Raw genomic sequence first — 20,012 nt, 5'->3', positions numbered from 1 at the left:
GCTTTGAGCACTCAACCACAGCGTTTTGCTCGACAATCCAAAAACAATTGAGAGGCTAGGACTTTTGTCCCAGGCTCTTTTCTTTTGTTTTTTGGGGGTCGTAAAATGGTGAAAAATTTGGTATAATGGACTAGATTTTATAGAGAGAGAATTTACTGAAGATGATTGAAAAAATTAAACAAATTCTTGAAGGGATTGATATCCGTTTTCAAGAACCTTTAAAGCATTATACCTTTACAAAGGTTGGGGGGAATGCTGAATTTCTGGCCTTTCCTCGCAATCAATACGAATTAAAACGCATTGTAAACTTTGCCAACCAAGAGAAAATTCCTTGGATGGTCCTTGGCAATGCCTCCAATATCATTGTCCGAGATGGGGGGATTCCTGGCTTTGTGATTATGTTTGATCGCTTGCGAGACATTAGTGTGGATGGTTATGTGATCGAAGCCGAAGCAGGGGCTAAACTGGTGGATACGACACACGTCGCCTTGCACCATAGCCTGAAAGGCTTTGAGTTTGCGAGCGGTATTCCGGGTAGTGTCGGTGGCGCTGTTTATATGAATGCGGGAGCTTATGGCGGAGAGATTTCTCATGTCCTTGTATCCTGTAAGATACTGACTAAAGATGGGGAAATCGAAACTCTGTCATCGAGTGAACTAGCTTTCGGTTATCGTCATTCCAAAATTCAAGAGACAGGTGCTGTGGTCATCTCAGCAAAATTTGCCTTGTCACCTGGTAATCACGAGCAAATTAAGCAAGAGATGGATCGTTTGACCCACCTGCGTCAATTGAAACAACCCCTCGAGTATCCTTCTTGTGGATCGGTCTTTAAGCGTCCAGTAGGTCATTTTGCAGGGCAATTGATCAGTGAAGCAGGGCTTAAGGGCTGCCGTATTGGTGGTGTGCAAGTGTCTGAAAAACACGCTGGCTTTATGATCAATGTGGAGAATGGAACAGCGAAAGATTATGAAGACTTGATCGCCCATGTGATTGAGGCAGTCGAAGCACACTCAGGTGTCCGTCTAGAGCCAGAAGTTCGCATTATCGGTCAAAAATAAAGAGCCTACATGATAGGTTAGTACTAAGGTATCCGATTTACCTCAGAATGGAAAGGGGGTGAGTGCCTATCGATACCGTAAATAGGTGGGGCAGTCTTGTAAGTCCCCGAGAGGTATTGGTGGTCTGACAGATCTTCTGTCAGCCACTGCTTTCTGTAAGGGAAGCAGTTTGGTATGTATAGTAAAGAAGGAATTTATGTGAATTGAAAAAACCGATTATTGAGTTTAAAAATGTTTCAAAGGTCTTTGAAGATAGCGGTACCGTTGTCCTAAAGAATATCAACTTTGAGTTGGAAGAAGGGAAGTTCTATACCCTTCTTGGAGCATCTGGATCAGGAAAGTCTACGATTCTGAATATCATCGCTGGTCTCTTAGATGCGACTAGTGGGGATGTCTATCTTGATGGGGAACGGATTAATGATGTCCCAACCAACAAACGGGATGTCCACACCGTCTTTCAATCCTATGCCCTATTTCCACACATGACGGTCTTTGAAAATGTGGCGTTTCCCCTTCGTTTGAAGAAGGTGGACAAGGCGGAGATTGAACGTCGTGTCTCAGAAGTCTTGAAAATGGTGCAGTTGGAAGGATTTGAGAAACGTTCAATCCAAAAACTATCTGGTGGTCAACGCCAGCGGGTAGCCATTGCCCGGGCTATCATCAATGAACCGCGCGTGGTCCTTTTGGATGAACCCTTGTCAGCCCTTGACTTGAAACTGCGGACTGACATGCAGTATGAGCTGCGGGAATTGCAACAACGCTTGGGCATTACCTTTGTCTTTGTGACCCATGACCAAGAAGAAGCCCTTGCCATGAGTGACTGGATCTTCGTCATGAATGAAGGAGAGATTGTCCAGTCGGGAACTCCTGTAGATATCTATGATGAGCCGATCAACCACTTTGTAGCTACCTTTATCGGGGAGTCCAACATTCTAGATGGACGCATGATCGAGGACTACTTGGTTGAGTTCAATGGCAAACGCTTTGAAGCCGTGGACGGTGGGATGCGTCCTAATGAACCAGTCGAAGTGGTCATTCGACCAGAAGACTTGCAAATCACTCTTCCTGAAGAGGGCAAACTTCAAGTTAAGGTCGATACCCAGCTCTTCCGTGGGGTGCATTACGAAATTATCGCTTATGATGATTTGGGCAATGAGTGGATGATTCACTCGACTCGTAAGGCCATCGTAGGAGAAGTGATTGGACTCGATTTTGAACCAGAAGATATCCATATCATGCGTCTCAATGAAACGGAAGAAGAATTCGATGCTCGGATTGAGGAATATGTAGAAATCGAAGAGCAAGAAGCTGGTTTGATTAATGCCATTGAGGAGGAGAGAGATGAAGAAAACAACCTCTAATCTGTTTACCCTCCCGTATTTCTTGTGGATTTTCCTTTTTGTGTTGGCTCCTGTGGTCTTGATTGTCTTGCAATCTTTTTTCAACGTTGAAGGGCAATTTTCACTAGACAACTACAAGGAATTCTTCACCGCTCAAAACCTGACCTATTTAAAGATGAGCTTTAACTCGGTCCTTTATGCGGGAATTGTCACCTTGGTGACACTCTTGATTTCTTATCCGACTGCTTACTTCTTGACCCAACTCAAGCATCGCCAGCTATGGCTGATGTTGATTGTTCTTCCGACTTGGGTCAATCTTTTGCTCAAGGCCTATGCCTTTATTGGGATCTTTGGTCAAGACGGTTCTATCAATAGCTTTTTGAGTTTTATCGGAATCGGTCCTCAGCAGATCCTCTTTACGGATTTCTCTTTCATTTTTGTAGCCAGCTACATCGAGTTGCCATTTATGATTCTTCCGATTTTCAATGTCTTAGATGATTTGGATCCAAACTTGATCAATGCCAGCTATGATTTGGGAGCCAATCGTTGGGATACCTTCCGTCGAGTCGTATTTCCTTTGTCCATGAATGGGGTTCGCTCAGGCGTGCAGTCGGTCTTTATCCCTAGTCTCAGCCTCTTCATGTTGACTCGCTTGATCGGTGGGAACCGTGTCATTACCTTGGGGACTGCGATTGAACAGCACTTCTTGACAACGCAAAACTGGGGAATGGGTTCTACCATTGGAGTTGTCCTGATCCTTGCCATGCTCCTTATCATGTGGGCTACGAGAGAAAGGAGAGAACGATGAAAAAAGTATCTCATTTCTATCTAGGATTTGTCTTTCTCATCCTTTATCTCCCGATCTTTTATTTGATCTTTTATGCCTTCAATAAAGGGGGAGATATGAATGCTTTCACTGGCTTTACCATGGAGCATTTTAAAGAGTTATTTGCGGATACTCGCTTGATGCTGATTCTGACAGAGACCTTCTTTTTAGCTTTCTTATCTGCCCTGATTGCGACAGTAATCGGGACCTTTGGAGCGATTTATATTTATCAATCCAAGAAAAAATTAGAAGGACCTTTGCTTTCCATCAACAACATCCTCATGGTAGCGCCAGATGTTATGATTGGAGCCAGCTTCTTGATTCTCTTTACCACGGTCAAGTACCAGCTGGGCTTCTTATCGGTCCTTGCGAGCCACGTGGCCTTCTCGATTCCGATTGTGGTCTTGATGGTCTTGCCACGGCTTAAGGAAATGAACCGGGATATGGTCCATGCTGCTTATGATTTAGGGGCTACTCAGATTCAGATGCTCAAAGAGATCATGATGCCATATTTAACACCAGCCATTATTGCCGGTTACTTTATGGCCTTTACCTACTCTCTAGATGACTTTGCCGTGACCTTCTTTGTAACTGGGAATGGCTTTAGCACCTTGTCTGTAGAGATCTACTCTCGTGCTCGTCAAGGGATTTCCCTCAGTATCAATGCCTTGTCAGCCCTTGTCTTTCTCTTTAGTGTGCTTTTGGTCATCGGTTATTACTTTATTACCCGTGAAAAGGAGGAAACAGCATGAAAAAACTCTATTCATTCCTGACAGGAATTGTCATGGTGATCCTGATCCTCTGGGGTATTAGTCATCAAATTGAAGCCAGCATGAATACCAAGAATAGTGACAAGCTGGTCATTTACAACTGGGGAGATTATATCGATCCAGAGTTGCTTAAGGAATTCACCAAAGAGACGGGAATTCAGGTACAGTATGATACCTTTGATTCCAACGAAGCCATGTACACCAAGATCAAGCAAGGGGGAACCACCTACGATATTGCCATTCCTAGTGAATACATGATCGCTAAAATGATGGATGAACACCTGATTGAAAAATTGGATCAATCAAAGATCAAGGGGATGGAACACATTGATCCAAGGCTCTTGAATCAATCATTTGACCCAGGAAATCAATATTCCGTTCCTTATTTCTGGGGGACCTTGGGGATCATCTACAATACCAAGATGGTCAAAGAAGCTCCAGAACACTGGTCAGATCTTTGGCGTGAAGAATATCGAAACGACATCATGATGTATGATGGTGCGCGTGAGATGATGGGAATTGGGCTCAATACCTTAGGTTATAGCCTCAATGAAAAGGATCCAAAGAAATTGCAAGAAGCAGTGGATAAACTCTACACCTTGACGCCAAATATCAAAGCTTTGGTGGCCGATGAGATGAAAGGCTACATGATCCAAAACAATGCGGCTATTGGTGTGACCTTCTCAGGAGAAGCTAGCCAAATGTTGGATGCCAATAAGGATCTTCGCTATGTCGTACCAACTGAAGCCAGCAACCTCTGGTTTGATAACATTGTTATTCCCAAAACGGTGAAAAATAAAGAAGCCGCTTATGCCTTTATTAATTTCATGCTTCGACCAAAAAATGCCTTGAAAAATGCTCTCTATGTCGGTTATTCAACACCAAATAAAGAAGCCAAAGCCATGTTGCCTGAAGATGTCCGAAATGATCAATCCTTTTATCCAAGCGATGAAACGCTAAAACATTTGGAAGTCTACCAACAACTTGGAAAAAAATGGCTCGGCATCTATAACGATCTTTACCTACAAGTAAAGATGTACCGGAAATAATTCAAAAGGAACCTTTGGGCTCCTTTTTGATTGCCTCAGAAAAGCTCTAACTAGTGACTTAGATTGAGATTCAAATGAAAGATGCTATAATAGTAAAGAAAGTGACTGGCCCATTCAGTCATGAAAGGAACGATTGGAGAAGATTAAATGAAGAGACGTGTGGAACTATTTTTGATCATTTTGTTACCGATTCTAGGACTTTTACTTCTAGGAGGAAAGATCATGAATCTGAACAAAAGACCCGACCAAAAGGTAACTTCCTCATCTTCAAAGAAAGTTGTACAAAAATCAAAAGAAGAAATAAAAAAAGAGCAAATCGCTTTTCTCAAGGAACATGAGCGAGAAATCGTCGATTATGTGAAAGCGCAAAGTCCAAAAGTTGAATCCGTACAGATTGATTGGGATGAAACTCAGATGAGTGATGGTGGACTTACAACTCCCGAATATTATATGAATGTTTTTGGGCGCATTAATCATATTGAGAACTCAGGATGGGGAGTAGACATACCCATGAATGAAAATGGGACTGTAAATCTTAAAAATATGACAATGGGCGATTTCATCAGTATTGATGGTGTGCCCATTCCATAATAGAAATATAAAGTGTTTTGGAAGATTACTGTTTTAAAGAAAGTTACCTCATGAAAAAACAAACGATGTTTAAACTAATCACTACGATAGCTATCTTTGTGAGCATTGGAGGTTGTAGTGTAAATCAAAAAGCCCATACGAAACAAGCACAAACTACCACCTTTTCCTCCACCGAAGAAGATGTAGAAGTGATCAAACAAAAGCAGCTCGCTTATCTGAAAGAACATGAACAAGAAATCGTCGATTTTGTGAAATCGAAGAGTTCAAAGATTGAATCTGTTCAGATTTATTGGGAAGAAACGCAATGGATTGATGGTGGAAATGGGACACCGCAAGGTGGAGATGAGGTCATAGAAATTTTTGGTACCGTCAATCAACTTGAAGATTCAGGATGGAGAGTGGATGTCGTATTTGATTCTGATCAAAAGATGACTTTTGGTATGGGCCAACATATTAGTATTAAGGGTGATTCTATTGAGTAAGAACTGAAAGATTCAAAGTCTGTAAGGAGGATTTATGAAGAGACAAGAAAAAATGATTTTCAATTTCCTTGCTTTATTTGTCGCATTGCCCATTATCACAGGTTGCACTGTAAAATCCAGAGAACAGATGAAGCAAGAAAAAATGAATGTTTCTTCCTCCACCGAAGAAAATGCAGGAACTGTCACACAAAAGCAAGTAAACTTTTTAAAAAAGCACGAGTCCGAAACTACGAACTACATAAAGTCGAATGATCCAGAAGTTGTTCGGGTCAAGTATGACTGGGATAGCGTGAAAGTAGGAGATAGTGGTGCTTTTACGGAATCTGGATTTGACATCCATTTAAAGGTCTATGGAGCAAATGATAAGGAACTCAATGGATATTCATTCTTTATTGTCCCAAAACCAAATGTTGAGAATCCAATTTCAATTGATTCAATCTCTGGTTCAAATTTTCCTTAATAAAATCAACAGATTATTCTACCTATTAAGAGGAAATGATTTCAAGAATACTTGAGCTACGAGTTCATAATAGAATCAGAAATGATAGGTGGACATTTTAAAGAATAATCTGTACAAAATGATAGGAGGACTTATGAAAAGTCAAAAAATCATGATAATAGTTGCTTCAATTGTAGCGCTCCTAAGTATAGGAGGATGTACCGTGAAACAGAAAGAAGATACAAAGCAAGATAAAACGAATGTTTCTTCATCAATCAAAGAAGACAAAAAAGCCATTAAATAAAAACAACTTGCTCATCTCAAAGAGCACGAGCAAGAAATCGTCGATTTTGTGAAAGCTCAAAATTCAAAAGTTGAATCTGTCCAAATATATTGGGATGAAACTCAGTGGGGAGTAGCTGGAAATGGGACGCCACAAGGTGGTGACGAGATGATTCTCATTTTTGGAGGGTTTAATCAAAATCCTGAATCCAGTTGGCGAGTTGATGTGGTTGTGGAAGATGGAAAGATTAATTTAAAGACGATGTCACTTGGGCAAAATTTAAGCATAAGTCAAGAAATTTTCGAGTGAGTCAGTTGATAGATTGATTCGAAGTGTGTAGATTGGAGAGAATTGAATGAAGAGACAAATGGAACTATTTTTGATCATTTTGTTACCGATACTAGGACTGGTTTTTCTTGGAGGAAAAATCATGACCCTGACCAAAAGACCCGAACAGAAGGTAACGGCCTCATCTTCAAAGAAAGTCGAACAAAAATCAGAAGAAGAAATAAAAAAAGAACAAGTAGCATATCTCAAAGAACACGAACAGAAGGTTGTTGATTTAGTCAAAGTACAAAATCCGAAAGTCGAATCCGTTCAGATTGATTGGGATCAGACACAATGGAGTGATGGTGGACTGACAACTCCTGAATATTATATGAATGTTTATGGACGTATAAATAATATTGAAGAATCGGGTTGGGGAGTAGATATCCCAATTAATGATGACAATACATTGAATCTAGATGAGATGTATATAGGATCCGACATTAGAGTAGAGGGAAGATTATTTGAGTAATTGGAATTTAAAATGATAGGGAAAAAACGTGCTATGTGTAAGGAATAGACCAATAGTGCAAACTGTCACTTACATCATATCTCTTAAATTTAAAGATTTGATGATTCAAGGTAAAGAAGTCATTAACTCATGTTTTAATATGCTCTATGTAGTGTGATAGATTGATCTTCAAATGATAAATGCTATCATAAAAGGAATAACATTTATCCAGTTTCCAATCTTAGAAAATAATTTGTACAGAATGATAGGAGGACTTATGAAAAATCGAAAAATCATAATAATAGTTGCTTCAATTGTAGCACTCCTAAGTATAGGAGGGTGTACCGTGAAACATAAAGATGATACAAAACAAGGAAAAACGATTGCTACTTCATCTACGAAAGACCTAAAGGAAGATGAAGAAACTATAAAGAAAGAACAACTTGACTACCTAAAATAACACGAACAGAAGGTTGTTGATTTAGTCAAAGCACAAAATTCAAAAGTTGAATCCGTTCAGATTGATTGGGATCAGACACAATGGGGTGATGGTGGACTGACAACTCCTGAATATTATATGAGTGTTTATGGAGGTATAAATAATATTGAAGAATCGGGTTGGAGAGTCGATATTCCAATAAATGATGACAATACATTGAATCTAGATGAGATGTATATAGGATCCGACATTGGTATAGGGGGAAGATTATTTGAGTAATTGGAATTTAAAAAGTTTTGATAATCTATATGCTTCATTAGCAGAATCAGCTTACAGATATAGGCCCACAAACTTTCCATATGAACAATTGGATCAAATCCAGGATGAGCGTTCAAAGCTCAAGTGGGAGTATGACAACGAGATCGATGCTTTCTATAAACATCAGAAAAAGCTAGAATCAAAACCAAAAAAAAATCAGTAAGGGCGTCCTTACTGATTCTTTTAGTTAGATCCAGATGTGGCTGTATCTGCGCCACTATTTGTAGCTGTGGAACCTTGATCTTGTGCGGCAGATGAACTGGTGTCTGCAGCAGAGGAACTATTGGTTTCTTTTTGAGAACTTGTCTCTGTATTGCTTGAATCGGTTTGCGTATTGGTATTGGTGTTGGTGTCTGTCGCGGCGGAGTCAGAACTCTTATCGTGAACGACGACCACACTGGTACTACTTGAAGGTTTATTATCGGATTTTTGATTGTCCTTGTTGAGGAGGCTCATAATGGTAAAGGAAGTGACGATAATCCCTAAGAGACTGGCAATCGTAGCTACAACCGTTTGAAATACGGATAGACCTTGTTTGACTTTTTCACCACGTGAGGGTCTTGAATCTGCAGTATCTTCTGGTTTTTGGTTTTTGTTGCTTCTTGAATAGTGTGACATGTTCATTCTCTTTCTATCAAAAATTGTTTTTTAACACTTTCCTATTATAAGTCATTTTCTGAAAAATGTCTAAAAAGAACTGAATTTTATGGAGTGATTTTACCTCATCTCTCTTTATCAAATCCTTGTCCCGAGCGGTTAGAAATGATAAAATAGAAGTTACGTAAAAAGAAAGTGATGGATGCGCAAGACATGATTTATTTTGATAATTCAGCAACGACCAAACCTTATCCAGAGGCCCTTGCGACTTATACAGAAGTAGCGACACGGATCTGGGGCAACCCTTCTAGTTTGCACAATCTAGGTAGTCAAGCGACTCGTATTTTAGAGGCTTCTAGAAAACAGATTGCGGAACTGATTGGGAAAAAAGCTGAGGAAATTTATTTCACGTCTGGTGGGACAGAAGGGGACAACTGGGTCCTCAAGGGTGTTGCCTTTGAGAAAGCCCCTTATGGCAAGCATATCATTGTCTCTGACATCGAGCATCCCGCTATCAAGGAGTCCGCTGCTTGGTTAAAGACGCAGGGATTCGAAGTGGATTATGCTCCAGTGGATGCGCGTGGCTTTGTAAAAGTAGATGAACTGGCTCGTCTCCTTCGTCCAGATACGACCTTGGTTTCTGTTATGGCCGTCAACAATGAAATTGGCTCCATCCAGCCCATCCATGACATCGCGACTCTCCTAGAAGACCGCCCAACGATTAGTTTCCATGTTGACGCTGTTCAGGCCCTAGCCAAGGTGGCAACAGAGGCCTATCTACCAGAGCGCGTGGACTTTGCGACCTTCTCTAGTCACAAATTCCATGGACTTCGCGGAGTCGGCTTTGTCTACATCAAAGAAGGCAAAAAGATCACTCCACTCTTAACCGGAGGTGGTCAAGAAAAAGAAATGCGCTCGACAACTGAGAATGTGGCAGGCATCGCAGCAACCGCAAAAGCCCTACGCTTAGCTATGGAAAACCAAGAAGCTTTTGCCAGTAAGACCCAGCAGTTGAAAGAAGTGATCCGCAAAGAATTGGCTAGCTATCCGGATGTCACTATCTTTTCTGGTGAAGATCACTTTGCGCCTCACATCTTGACTTTTGGGATCAAAGGAGTCCGTGGAGAAGTCGTCGTGCACGCCTTTGAAGAGTTTGACATCTATATCTCAACGACCAGTGCCTGCTCGTCCAAGGCTGGAAAACCAGCTGGTACCTTGATTGCCATGGGAGTGGACAAGAGTATCGCCCAGACAGCTGTCCGCTTAAGTCTCGATTTTGAAAATGACATGAGCCAAGTCGAGCAATTCTTGACCAAGTTCAAACTGATATATGAAAAAACCCGAAAAGTACGTTAATTTTAGAAAGAAATCAACATGACCTTAACCTATTCAGAAATTATGATTCGCTATGGTGAGCTTTCTACTAAAGGGAAGAACCGGATGCGTTTCATCAATAAATTGCGCAATAATATCCAAGATGTTTTATCTATCTATCCAGCTGTCAAAGTGACAGCCGACCGCGATCGGGCACATGCTTATCTTCATGGGACGGATTATGAACCAGTAGCCGAATCCCTCAAGCAGGTTTTTGGAATCCAAAATTTTTCACCCGTTTACAAGATTGAAAAATCTGTTCCAGCCTTGAAAGCCGCTGTACAAAAGATTATGAAGGAGATTTACAAGGAAGGCTTGACCTTTAAAATCTCAAGTAAGCGCAGTGACCACACCTTTGAGCTTGATAGCCGCGAACTTAATCAAACCTTGGGTGGTGCTGTCTTTGAATCCATTCCAACCATTCAGGTTCAGATGAAAAAGCCAGATATCAATCTGCAAGTCGAAATCCGGGAAGAAGCAGCTTATATTTCTTACGAAACCATTAAGGGTGCTGGTGGGCTTCCAGTTGGAACGTCTGGTAAGGGCATGCTCATGCTGTCCGGCGGGATCGACTCTCCTGTGGCTGGCTACCTAGCCTTAAAGCGTGGCGTGGATATCGAAGCGGTCCACTTTGCAAGTCCCCCTTATACAAGTCCAGGTGCGCTGAAAAAAGCGCAAGACCTAACCCGGAAGTTGACCAAGTTTGGCGGTAATATCCAATTTATCGAGGTGCCATTTACAGAGATCCAAGAGGAGATCAAGGCAAAAGCGCCAGAAGCTTACCTCATGACCTTGACCCGCCGCTTTATGATGCGCATCACAGATCGTATTCGCGAGGTTCGCGGTGGTTTGGTGATTATCAATGGTGAGAGCTTGGGACAAGTGGCTAGTCAAACCTTAGAGAGTATGCAGGTTATTAATGCAGTGACCAATACGCCGATCATTCGTCCAGTAGTAACCATGGATAAGCTGGAGATCATTGACATTGCACAAGCGATTGATACTTTTGAGATCTCGATTCAACCATTTGAAGATTGTTGTACGATTTTTGCGCCTGACCGTCCAAAGACCAATCCAAAACTGAAGAATGCGGAGCAGTATGAGCAACGCATGGATGTGGAAGCTTTGGTTGAGCGAGCTGTAGCAGGCATCATTGTAACAGAGATTACTCCAAAAGTGGAGAAAGACGAGGTTGATAGCCTGATTGAGGACCTCTTATAATAGAGACTGGGATGCTCCAGCCTCTTTTTATCACTGAATAGAAGGAAAGAAAATGAAAAAAATTATCGTGCTAATGACAAGTGTGCTTTTGTTGACCGGCTGTGTGAAGGTGTCATTTACTGGCCCAAAAAACATACTAAGATTAGTAGTGAAGAAATCTCCGACGGGAGAGAGTACTCACTACTTTTTCTTTGTGTTAAAGTAGAGGTGTCTTGTTAAGTCGTGGCTTCTTTTGGCGCTAGACGTCGTACAAAAAACTGGCAAGACACCTGTTTTAGATGGAATTTTATCAAAGTATGTTGGACGCTAGACGTCGAGTATTGAAAATGAAATCACTAAAATAAGGAATCATTCAAGACAAAGAGGTAAACATAATGCGGACAGTTTTTGGAATTGATGTGAGTAAAGCAAGCTCAGAAGTCGCTATTCTTGTGAATGGTGAAAGGGTTCATGGATATACTATGCCTAATGACATTATCGGATTTTCTCATCTACTGAAGGATCTAAAGACCGTGAGCAACCCTGAAATTATTTTCGAAGCTACTGGTGTCTACTCTCGCCGACTCCAAGCTTTTCTAGAAGAAAACAGCTATGACTATACACGTCTTAATCCTTTGGAAGCTAAGAAACAACTTGATGGATTACGAGTTCGGAAAACCGATAAGATTGATGCAGAGAAATTAGCTTCGTCACAATTCGTTTTAAACCGTATGCCAACTTATGTTCAAGAAAAAGTCTATCAAAACTTGCATGATCTTAGCCGATTCTACCAAAATCTGACAGAGGATATCGTAAGGACGAAGAATAGGCTGCACAAAGTTCTTCAAGTCGCCTTCCCAGAAATCGAAAATCTACTATCTACTCCTACAGGTGAGCAATATTGGAATCTTGTTTCTATCTTCCCAACCAATCATTGGGTGCTAGAATTATCGGAAGTTGAGTTGAAAGAGACTATTCGCCAGTCAACCTCTAAACGTATTTCAGAGAACAGAGTAGGTAACTTAGCTGAGAAGTTAGTTGGACTGGCAAAGCAATCTTATTCTGCCATTTCAAAAACCTCTCCTATGATAGAAGAGGTTAAGTATAATGCACAGGAACTTATAAGGTTGACAAACCGTCGGGAACAAGTTTTAGAACAGTTGATAGAGTTAGCTAAACCTCTACCTGAATATGAGATTCTTCTCTCTATTCCTGGTATCGCAGAAACAACGGCTACAAGCGTTATTGGCGAATTAGGAGACATTCGTCGCTTTAAGTCTGCTAATCAAATCAACGCTTTTATCGGTATTGATCTCAAACACTATGAATCGGGAGATTTCCTAGGTCAAGAGCATATCACTAAGCGTGGGAATCCTTATGCAAGAAAAATTCTGTACAAATGTATTCACAATATCGCTTCAGCTAGCCATACCAATCCTTGCCATATCGCAGATTTCTATGAGAAACGAAAAAGACAATCGCAGACAACTTCAACTAAGCCTCATACGATTGCCTCTATACATCGCCTTATTAGGACAATGTATTATCTTATAATGCATAATAAACTTTACGACTATACTTTAGCCCAAAGTCATTAAAGTCGTCTATGCCCTGTAATTCTAACACCTTATTTCAAAAAATGCCAGATAAGGTGTCGTTTTTATATGCTCAAATGTCAGAAAAAATGGCTTGAACTATTTCTCATAAATTCCTTTTATACTCTATCAGAAATAATGTTGAGTCAGAAACCGTATTATACTTGACAAATGGTAGAAAAAGAAGAGAAGACTAGCCAGTCGACCAGCAGTAAAAAAGAACCCCTCACATTTGTCAGAGCCGACCAGTATAAAGATCAGGAAAATGCAATCTTGGAAGCATCTGAGAAATTTATCAATGAACATCCGACCCTTGGAGAACCTGGAAAATTATTTGTCTTTTTCCCAGGTTATACCTTTGGAGATGAAGAAAATCGTTTAGCCTTGTTCTTTATTGTGAATCGCACCACCTCAACGATCGATCGTGATGGATCCTTTGTTCTAAATCTAGAATATAATGGAGAGCCACTTTTCAAAGATGTCACAGTGAACTATGAAGTGAGCGAATCAGGGGTATTGAAACCCAATACCGCTGCCGCAATCCCAATCAAAATTACCAAGGAACAAGAAGAAAAAATGAAGGCTATGAATGATTCTTCAAAAGCCAAAATGAGTTTCAAAGACTTTAAATTTAAGGAATAAAGTAAGGTAGTGAGACGTACTTCCAGAAAAACGTTAGAAATAAAGGGATTTTTTTATGAAAATCCGTTTTCAAAGGCAAAAAGACTTGTCATTGTTGGATAGAAGTGTTATACTTATAAAGTTGACTATGCACATGCCTGTGCAACCGCTCGATCATCGTCGCTCATCCTTATGAGCTGAAGTGGTTCGTCCCACGATGCTAGGCGAGTCTTCACAAAAATACGGGGAAACCCAAAAATACATAGGAGGTGCATAATGAGCACATACGCAATCATTAAAACTGGCGGAAAACAAGTTAAAGTTGAAGTTGGTCAAGCAGTCTACGTTGAAAAATTGAACGTTGAAGCTGGTCAAGAAGTTACATTTAACGAAGTTGTTCTTGTTGGTGGTGAAAACACTGTTGTCGGAACTCCACTTGTTTCAGGAGCTACTGTTGTTGGAACTGTTGAAAAACAAGGAAAACAAAAGAAAGTTGTTACTTACAAGTACAAACCTAAAAAAGGTAGCCACCGTAAACAAGGTCACCGTCAACCTTACACTAAAGTTGTCATCAACGCTATCAACGCTTAATTTTTAGGAGAACACATGATACAGGCGGTCTTTGAGAGAGCCGAGGATGGCGAGCTGAGGAGTGCAGAAATCACTGGGCACGCTGGAAGCGGTGAATACGGCTTTGATGTCGTGTGTGCATCGGTTTCGACTCTAGCCATTAACTTTGTCAACTCTGTTGAGAAATTTGCGGGCTATGAACCGGACCTAGAATTAAACGAAGAAGAAGGTGGCTTTCTTCGGGTAACCATCCCGAATGAAATCCCACCCCATCAAAGAGAAATGACCCAATTATTCTTTGAATCATTTTTCTTAGGGATGGCCAACTTATCGGAGAACTCATCAGAGTTCGTCCAAACAAGAGTTATCACAGAAAACTAACTGGAGGAAAACAATTATGTTGAAATTGAATCTTGCTAACTTGCAACTTTTCGCCCACAAAAAAGGTGGAGGTTCTACATCAAACGGACGTGATTCACAAGCAAAACGTCTTGGAGCTAAAGCAGCTGATGGACAAACTGTAACAGGTGGATCTATCCTTTACCGTCAACGCGGTACTCACATCTACCCAGGTGTGAACGTTGGACGTGGTGGAGACGATACTTTGTTCGCAAAAGTTGAAGGCGTAGTACGCTTCGAACGTAAAGGTCGCGATAAGAAACAAGTTTCTGTTTACCCAATCGCAAAATAATAGATTTTATTCTATAGAAAGATGAGTCTTACAGGCTCGTCTTTTTTATGTTCAAAAATTCACTTTTTACATGCAAAAATATCAAAATTATATTGACAATAAGTTATTATAGTGATATACTCATAGTATAAACATTTGGAAAGATAAGGAGGTAATGAAAGTGGCCTTAAATCAGCTTTTTAGTAAAGATCTGGTATTTTGCTTACATGCTGACAATCAAGAAGATCTTTTCAATCAAGTAGCAAGTCTCCTCGAAGAGAGAAAAATTGTTGCTTCAACTTATCGTTCTGCTTTGTTAGAGCGTGAAAAGTCATTCCCAACAGGGTTGGATATGGGATTTCTGGGTAAGGATTTACCAAATGTAGCCATTCCTCACACGGATATCGTTCATAATCTCACGGAGAATGTGGTTGTAGTTCGTTTGGATCAGCCAGTGACTTTTCATAATATGATCGCTCCGGATCAAGAAGTAGAAGTTTCGCTCTTATTCTTTATTATCAATAATTCGAGCTCGAGCCAGACCAATATCCTGGCCCAATTGATGGATTTCTTTACATCAAACGGCAATTTGGAAGCTTTATCGAAACTGGATAGTGAAGAAAAACTCTACGACTATATCACGGAATCGATTTCCTAAAACATTCGTAAATATTTATAATGGAGGACATCCAAATGATTAAAATTTTAGCTGCCTGTGGTGCAGGCGTCAACTCTAGCCACCAAATCAAGAGTGCGGTAGAAGAAGAGTTGTCAAACCGTGGTTATGATGTGCATTGCGATGCAGTCATGGTCAAAGATGTCAATGAAGATTTGATTTCTGGTTATGATATCTTTACTCCAATCGCTGCAACTGATTTAGGATTTGATCCTGGTATTCCAGTGATTGAAGCAGGTCCAATTTTGTTCCGTATTCCTGCGATGAGTGCACCAGTCTTTGATAGCATCGAAGCAGCCATTAAAGAACATGGATTACATTGATATTTTTTTAGATGTATTTGTAAACGCTATCCAATAATATTCTTGGATGCATCAATTGTGTATTTTACAAAATAACTATAAATCGGGAGGATTTATTATGAATGGCATTATAGATTTTGCCAATACGATTTTCAAACCCATTCTAGATATGGGTGCTCCAATCATCATGTTAATCGTATTGACTTTATTGGCTCTCTTATTTGGAGTGAAATTCTCCAAAGCGCTTGAAGGTGGTATCAAACTAGCCATCGCTCTTACTGGTATCGGTGCTATCATCGGTATGTTGAATACTGCTTTCTCAGCATCTCTTGCAAAATTCGTTGAGAATACTGGTATTCAATTAAATATCACTGACGTTGGTTGGGCACCACTTGCGACTATCACTTGGGGATCTGCTTGGACCCTTTACTTCTTATTGATCATGTTGATCGTTAACGTTGTCATGTTGGCTATTAAGAAAACTGACACACTTGACGTCGATATCTTCGATATCTGGCACTTGTCTATCACTGGTCTGTTGATCAAATGGTATGCGGACAAGAATGGAGTGAGCGCAGGAGTTTCACTCTTTGTTGCAACTCTTGCAGTTGTCCTCGTAGGAATTATGAAAATCATCAACTCAGATTTGATGAAACCAACATTTGATGATTTGTTGAATGCACCAAGTTCATCACCAATGACATCAACTCACATGAACTACATGATGAACCCAATCATCATGGTCTTGGATAAGATTTTTGATAAAGTTCTTCCTGGTCTTGATAAATACGACTTTGACGCCGCTAAATTGAACAAGAAGATCGGTTTCTGGGGTTCTAAATTCTTTATCGGTTTCCTTCTTGGTATCGTCATCGGTATCATGGGTACTCCACATCCAGTAGCTGGTGTTGCTGATGCTAAAACTTGGGAATTGGTTGTTAAAGGTTGGTTGAGCCTTGGTTTGACTGCCGGTGTCAGCTTGGAATTGTTCTCATTGATCGGTTCTTGGTTCATCGCAGCGGTAGAACCATTGTCACAAGGTATTACAAACGTTGCTACAAAACGTCTTCAAGGACGTAAATTTAATATCGGTTTGGACTGGCCATTCATCGCTGGTCGTGCTGAAATCTGGGCTTGTGCCAACGTACTTGCACCAATCATGTTGATCGAAGCAGTGCTTCTTTCTAAAGTCGGAAATGGCATCTTGCCACTTGCAGGGATCATCGCAATGGGTGTGACTCCAGCTCTCTTGGTTGTGACACGTGGTAAATTGATCCGTATGATCATCTTCGGAAGCCTTCTCTTGCCACTCTTCCTTCTTTCAGGAACATTGATTGCACCATTTGCAACTCAATTGGCTAAGAGTGTTGATGCCTTCCCTAAAGGGGTAGCTTCTACTCAATTGATCACTCACTCAACTCTTGAAGGACCAGTTGAAAAATTACTCGGTTGGACAATCGGTAACGCAACATCTGGTGATATCAAATTGATCCTTGGTGTAGTTGTCTTCTTGGCCTTCTATATCGGAATCTTCGCTTGGTACAGAAAACAAATGATCAAACGTAACGAAGAATATGCTGCAAAAGCAAAATAATTTCTAATGAAATCTAAGGTTTCATAACAAATCACCATAGCTGATCGGCTATGGTGATTTTTCGTCTTCGAGTTTTTTTGATGGAAGTGAGGCCTGTTTTTTTCATTTCTCAGGCTTCTTTCAGTGTGATTTTTATGATATAATTATTAGATACTGTAATGAGGAAATTTGAATGAATATACAACAATTACGTTATGTCGTGGCCATTGCCAATAGTGGGACCTTTCGTGAGGCCGCTGAAAAGATGTATGTGAGTCAGCCAAGTTTATCGATTGCTGTACGTGATCTGGAAAAAGAACTAGGCTTTAAGATTTTTCGTCGGACCAGTTCTGGGACTTTTTTGACCCGTCGGGGAATGGAATTTTATGAAAAAGCGCAGGACGTGGTCAAAGGGTTTGATGTATTTCAAAATCAATATGCCAGTCCTGAAGAAGAGAAGAAAGAATTCTCAATTTCTGGTCAGCACTATGACTTCTTACCACCTTTGATGACGGAGTTCTCGACGCGTTATCCGGAAAATAAAAACTTCCGCATCTTTGAGTCAACGACGGTCCAAATTTTGGATGAAGTAGCTCAAGGGCATAGTGAGTTGGGGATTATTTATCTCAACCGTCAAAATACCAAGGGAATTATGCAACGGGTTGATAAATTAGGACTTGAAGTGGTGGATCTGATTCCTTTTCAGACTCATATTTACCTTCGCAAGGGACACCCTCTGGCTAAGAAGAAAAAACTGGTCATGGAGGATCTAGCTCAATTACCAACTGTTCGCTTTACCCAAGAAAAAGATGAGCACCTCTATTATTCAGAGAACTTTGTCGATACCAGTTCGAGCTCCCAAATGTTCAATGTAACCGACCGGGCCACCTTGAATGGGATCTTGGAGCGGACAGATGCTTATGCGACAGGATCAGGCTTTTTGGACAGTCAGTCAGTGAATGGCATTACCGTGATTCCTTTAGAAGACAACTTGGACAATAAAATGGTCTATGTCAAACGTGAAGAAGTGGATCTCTCCCCTGTAGCCGAGAAGTTTGTCGAAGTCATGGTCGAATATTTTGATCAAAAGAGGTAAGTGATGAAAAGAAAAATAGGAATTCCTCTAGCCATTGTCCTCTTGGTGTTTGTAGATCAATGGGTCAAATGGTATGTAGTCAAGAATATTCCACTGGGTGTCGTTAAGTCTTTTATTCCCCATGTGGTCAGCCTGACCTATCTTCAAAACACAGGTGCAGCTTTTTCACTTCTTGAAAATCAGCAATGGTTCTTTACCCTTATCACTCTTGTCGTGATGGTGGGGGCCTTTTACTATCTCTATAAGCATCTCAAGGGATCGCTTTGGATGGTGACAGGCTTGACCTTGGTCATTGCAGGTGGTTTGGGGAATTTTATCGATCGCCTGCGTCAGGGCTTTGTCGTCGATATGTTCCACCTGGATTTTATGAATTTTGCCATTTTTAATGTAGCAGATAGTTATTTGACAGTTGGAGTTTTCTTGCTCCTGATCCTGATGTTGAAAGAGGAAACGCATGGACATTAAAATTGAAGTAGCCGGTGCGCGACTGGATAAGGCTTTGGCAGATTTGACGTCCTTGTCACGAAGTGTGGCCAATGAACAGATCAAAGAAGGCAAGGTTCGGGTCAATGGAGAGGTGAAAAAAGCTAAGTATACGGTCAAAGAAGGAGATATCATCCAGTATGAAGTCCCAGAAGTGGAAATGGTCAGCTATGAAGCAGAAGACTTGCCTTTAGATATTGTCTATGAGGATCAGGATGTGGTGGTGGTCAATAAACCACAGGGCATGGTCGTTCACCCCAGTGCGGGCCATACCAGTGGGACCTTGGTCAATGCCCTTTTATACCATGTCAAGGATCTCTCAGGGATCAATGGGGAATTGCGTCCCGGGATCGTCCACCGGATCGACAAAGATACGTCAGGTCTCTTGATGGTCGCAAAAAATGACCAAGCCCATGTCGCTTTGGCCGAGGAGTTAAAAGACAAAAAATCTCTGCGCAAGTATTGGGCCATTGTCCATGGCAATCTTCCCAATGATCGGGGTGTGATTGAAGCACCAATTGGTCGCAGTGAAAAGGACCGCAAAAAACAAGCGGTGACAGCGAAAGGCAAGCCTGCAGTGACTCGTTTTCAAGTCTTGGAGCGCTTTGGAAATTACACGCTGGTAGAGTTGCAACTGGAGACCGGTCGCACCCACCAAATTCGGGTGCACATGGCCTATATCGGCCATCCAGTGGCTGGAGACCCTGCTTATGGTCCTAAGAAGACACTCAAAGGACAAGGACAGTTTCTTCATGCGCGGACACTTGGCTTTACCCACCCTCGCACAGGAGAGACTTTGGAATTTACAGCAGAAGTGCCAGCGATCTTTGAGAAAACGCTGGAAGACCTTCGAAACGGATAATGAAAAAAGAGAGTGGGACA

General features: G+C 41.1%; 23 protein-coding genes, 2 pseudogenes and 1 other annotated feature. Of the genes and pseudogenes, 24 read left to right on the top strand and 1 reads right to left on the bottom strand.

Annotated elements, in window-relative coordinates; translation table 11 throughout:
- Positions 1–161: 161 nt before the first annotated feature.
- From murB to BTU61_RS07890, 11 genes and pseudogenes are all read left to right on the top strand, one after another.
- Complete coding sequence (murB, locus tag BTU61_RS07940) at positions 162–1,058, top strand: UDP-N-acetylmuramate dehydrogenase (protein WP_420853787.1); 897 nt, start codon at positions 162–164, stop codon at positions 1,056–1,058.
- Positions 1,059–1,261: 203 nt separating this feature from the next.
- Positions 1,262–2,419 carry an ABC transporter ATP-binding protein gene (locus BTU61_RS07935; RefSeq protein ID WP_200773078.1) on the top strand — a complete coding sequence of 386 codons (1,158 nt, stop codon included), beginning with the start codon at positions 1,262–1,264 and terminating at the stop codon, positions 2,417–2,419.
- Positions 2,400–3,206: an ABC transporter permease gene (locus tag BTU61_RS07930; protein ID WP_200773077.1), complete on the top strand. Its 807-nt coding sequence runs from the start codon at positions 2,400–2,402 to the stop codon at positions 3,204–3,206. The genes BTU61_RS07935 and BTU61_RS07930 overlap by 20 nt, the downstream gene beginning before the upstream one ends.
- On the top strand, positions 3,203–3,976 hold the full coding sequence (locus tag BTU61_RS07925; RefSeq protein WP_200773076.1) for an ABC transporter permease: 774 nt from the start codon (positions 3,203–3,205) through the stop codon (positions 3,974–3,976). Before BTU61_RS07930 ends, BTU61_RS07925 begins: the two co-directional genes overlap by 4 nt.
- Positions 3,973–5,043, top strand: a complete 1,071-nt coding sequence (locus BTU61_RS07920; RefSeq protein ID WP_200773075.1) for an ABC transporter substrate-binding protein — start codon at positions 3,973–3,975, stop codon at positions 5,041–5,043. The genes BTU61_RS07925 and BTU61_RS07920 overlap by 4 nt, the downstream gene beginning before the upstream one ends.
- Before the next feature lie 147 nt (positions 5,044–5,190).
- A complete protein-coding gene (locus tag BTU61_RS07915) occupies positions 5,191–5,634 on the top strand; it encodes a hypothetical protein (RefSeq protein ID WP_200773074.1) in 444 nt (147 codons plus the stop codon).
- A 50-nt stretch (positions 5,635–5,684) separates the two neighbouring features.
- Positions 5,685–6,116, top strand: a complete 432-nt coding sequence (locus tag BTU61_RS07910) for a lipoprotein BUG3 (RefSeq protein WP_200773073.1) — start codon at positions 5,685–5,687, stop codon at positions 6,114–6,116.
- Positions 6,117–6,150: 34 nt separating this feature from the next.
- Positions 6,151–6,576 carry a hypothetical protein gene (locus tag BTU61_RS07905; RefSeq protein ID WP_200773072.1) on the top strand — a complete coding sequence of 142 codons (426 nt, stop codon included), beginning with the start codon at positions 6,151–6,153 and terminating at the stop codon, positions 6,574–6,576.
- Positions 6,577–6,727: 151 nt separating this feature from the next.
- Positions 6,728–7,147, top strand: a pseudogene (locus BTU61_RS07900) (lipoprotein BUG3).
- A gap of 46 nt (positions 7,148–7,193) precedes the next feature.
- Positions 7,194–7,637 (top strand): hypothetical protein, encoded by a 444-nt coding sequence (locus BTU61_RS07895; RefSeq protein WP_200773071.1) that lies wholly within the window; start codon positions 7,194–7,196, stop codon positions 7,635–7,637.
- A gap of 241 nt (positions 7,638–7,878) precedes the next feature.
- Positions 7,879–8,334 (top strand): annotated as a pseudogene (locus BTU61_RS07890) (hypothetical protein).
- A gap of 222 nt (positions 8,335–8,556) precedes the next feature.
- On the opposite strand, the gene BTU61_RS07885 reads toward BTU61_RS07890, so the two are convergent.
- A complete protein-coding gene (locus BTU61_RS07885) occupies positions 8,557–8,991 on the bottom strand; it encodes a DUF6556 family protein (protein ID WP_200773070.1) in 435 nt (144 codons plus the stop codon).
- A 192-nt stretch (positions 8,992–9,183) separates the two neighbouring features.
- Between BTU61_RS07885 and BTU61_RS07880 the strand changes: the two genes are divergently transcribed.
- The 13 genes from BTU61_RS07880 to BTU61_RS07820 all read left to right on the top strand — a co-directional run bounded on the left by BTU61_RS07880 (position 9,184) and on the right by BTU61_RS07820 (position 19,992).
- Entirely contained in the window at positions 9,184–10,326 is a 1,143-nt protein-coding gene (locus tag BTU61_RS07880; RefSeq protein WP_200773069.1) for a cysteine desulfurase family protein, read from the top strand.
- An 18-nt stretch (positions 10,327–10,344) separates the two neighbouring features.
- Positions 10,345–11,565 carry a tRNA uracil 4-sulfurtransferase ThiI gene (gene thiI, locus BTU61_RS07875; protein ID WP_200773068.1) on the top strand — a complete coding sequence of 407 codons (1,221 nt, stop codon included), beginning with the start codon at positions 10,345–10,347 and terminating at the stop codon, positions 11,563–11,565.
- A gap of 374 nt (positions 11,566–11,939) precedes the next feature.
- Positions 11,940–13,142, top strand: coding sequence for an IS110 family RNA-guided transposase (locus BTU61_RS07870; RefSeq protein ID WP_008535633.1), 1,203 nt, complete (start codon positions 11,940–11,942; stop codon positions 13,140–13,142).
- Positions 13,143–13,310: 168 nt separating this feature from the next.
- Positions 13,311–13,781 (top strand): hypothetical protein, encoded by a 471-nt coding sequence (locus tag BTU61_RS07865; RefSeq protein ID WP_234700125.1) that lies wholly within the window; start codon positions 13,311–13,313, stop codon positions 13,779–13,781.
- A gap of 133 nt (positions 13,782–13,914) precedes the next feature.
- Positions 13,915–14,002: a sequence feature (ribosomal protein L21 leader region), on the top strand.
- Between the two features lie 34 nt (positions 14,003–14,036).
- Positions 14,037–14,351: a 50S ribosomal protein L21 gene (gene rplU / locus BTU61_RS07860; RefSeq protein WP_003007734.1), complete on the top strand. Its 315-nt coding sequence runs from the start codon at positions 14,037–14,039 to the stop codon at positions 14,349–14,351.
- A gap of 15 nt (positions 14,352–14,366) precedes the next feature.
- Positions 14,367–14,711 (top strand): ribosomal-processing cysteine protease Prp, encoded by a 345-nt coding sequence (locus BTU61_RS07855; protein ID WP_187540638.1) that lies wholly within the window; start codon positions 14,367–14,369, stop codon positions 14,709–14,711.
- Between the two features lie 16 nt (positions 14,712–14,727).
- Positions 14,728–15,021 (top strand): 50S ribosomal protein L27, encoded by a 294-nt coding sequence (rpmA, locus tag BTU61_RS07850; protein ID WP_003002805.1) that lies wholly within the window; start codon positions 14,728–14,730, stop codon positions 15,019–15,021.
- A 154-nt stretch (positions 15,022–15,175) separates the two neighbouring features.
- Positions 15,176–15,658, top strand: coding sequence for a PTS sugar transporter subunit IIA (locus tag BTU61_RS07845; RefSeq protein WP_222935350.1), 483 nt, complete (start codon positions 15,176–15,178; stop codon positions 15,656–15,658).
- Between the two features lie 35 nt (positions 15,659–15,693).
- Positions 15,694–15,999, top strand: a complete 306-nt coding sequence (locus tag BTU61_RS07840) for a PTS sugar transporter subunit IIB (protein ID WP_200773067.1) — start codon at positions 15,694–15,696, stop codon at positions 15,997–15,999.
- 97 nt (positions 16,000–16,096) lie between these two features.
- A complete protein-coding gene (locus BTU61_RS07835) occupies positions 16,097–17,572 on the top strand; it encodes a PTS transporter subunit IIC (protein WP_187540640.1) in 1,476 nt (491 codons plus the stop codon).
- A gap of 172 nt (positions 17,573–17,744) precedes the next feature.
- The gene (locus BTU61_RS07830; RefSeq protein WP_200773066.1) at positions 17,745–18,647 is read left to right on the top strand and encodes a LysR family transcriptional regulator; all 903 of its coding nucleotides are present in this window, start codon (positions 17,745–17,747) and stop codon (positions 18,645–18,647) included.
- A 3-nt stretch (positions 18,648–18,650) separates the two neighbouring features.
- On the top strand, positions 18,651–19,112 hold the full coding sequence (gene lspA, locus BTU61_RS07825; RefSeq protein ID WP_200773065.1) for a signal peptidase II: 462 nt from the start codon (positions 18,651–18,653) through the stop codon (positions 19,110–19,112).
- Positions 19,102–19,992 carry an RluA family pseudouridine synthase gene (locus tag BTU61_RS07820; protein ID WP_200773064.1) on the top strand — a complete coding sequence of 297 codons (891 nt, stop codon included), beginning with the start codon at positions 19,102–19,104 and terminating at the stop codon, positions 19,990–19,992. Before lspA ends, BTU61_RS07820 begins: the two co-directional genes overlap by 11 nt.
- Positions 19,993–20,012 lie beyond the last annotated feature (20 nt).

Origin of the sequence: Streptococcus lactarius (genome assembly GCF_016642265.1) — a bacterium.
In the GTDB taxonomy this organism is placed as follows: Bacteria; Bacillota; Bacilli; order Lactobacillales; family Streptococcaceae; genus Streptococcus; species Streptococcus lactarius.
The sequence above is the reverse complement of the archived record's forward strand: the minus strand, read 5'-3'. Positions and strand labels throughout refer to the sequence as shown.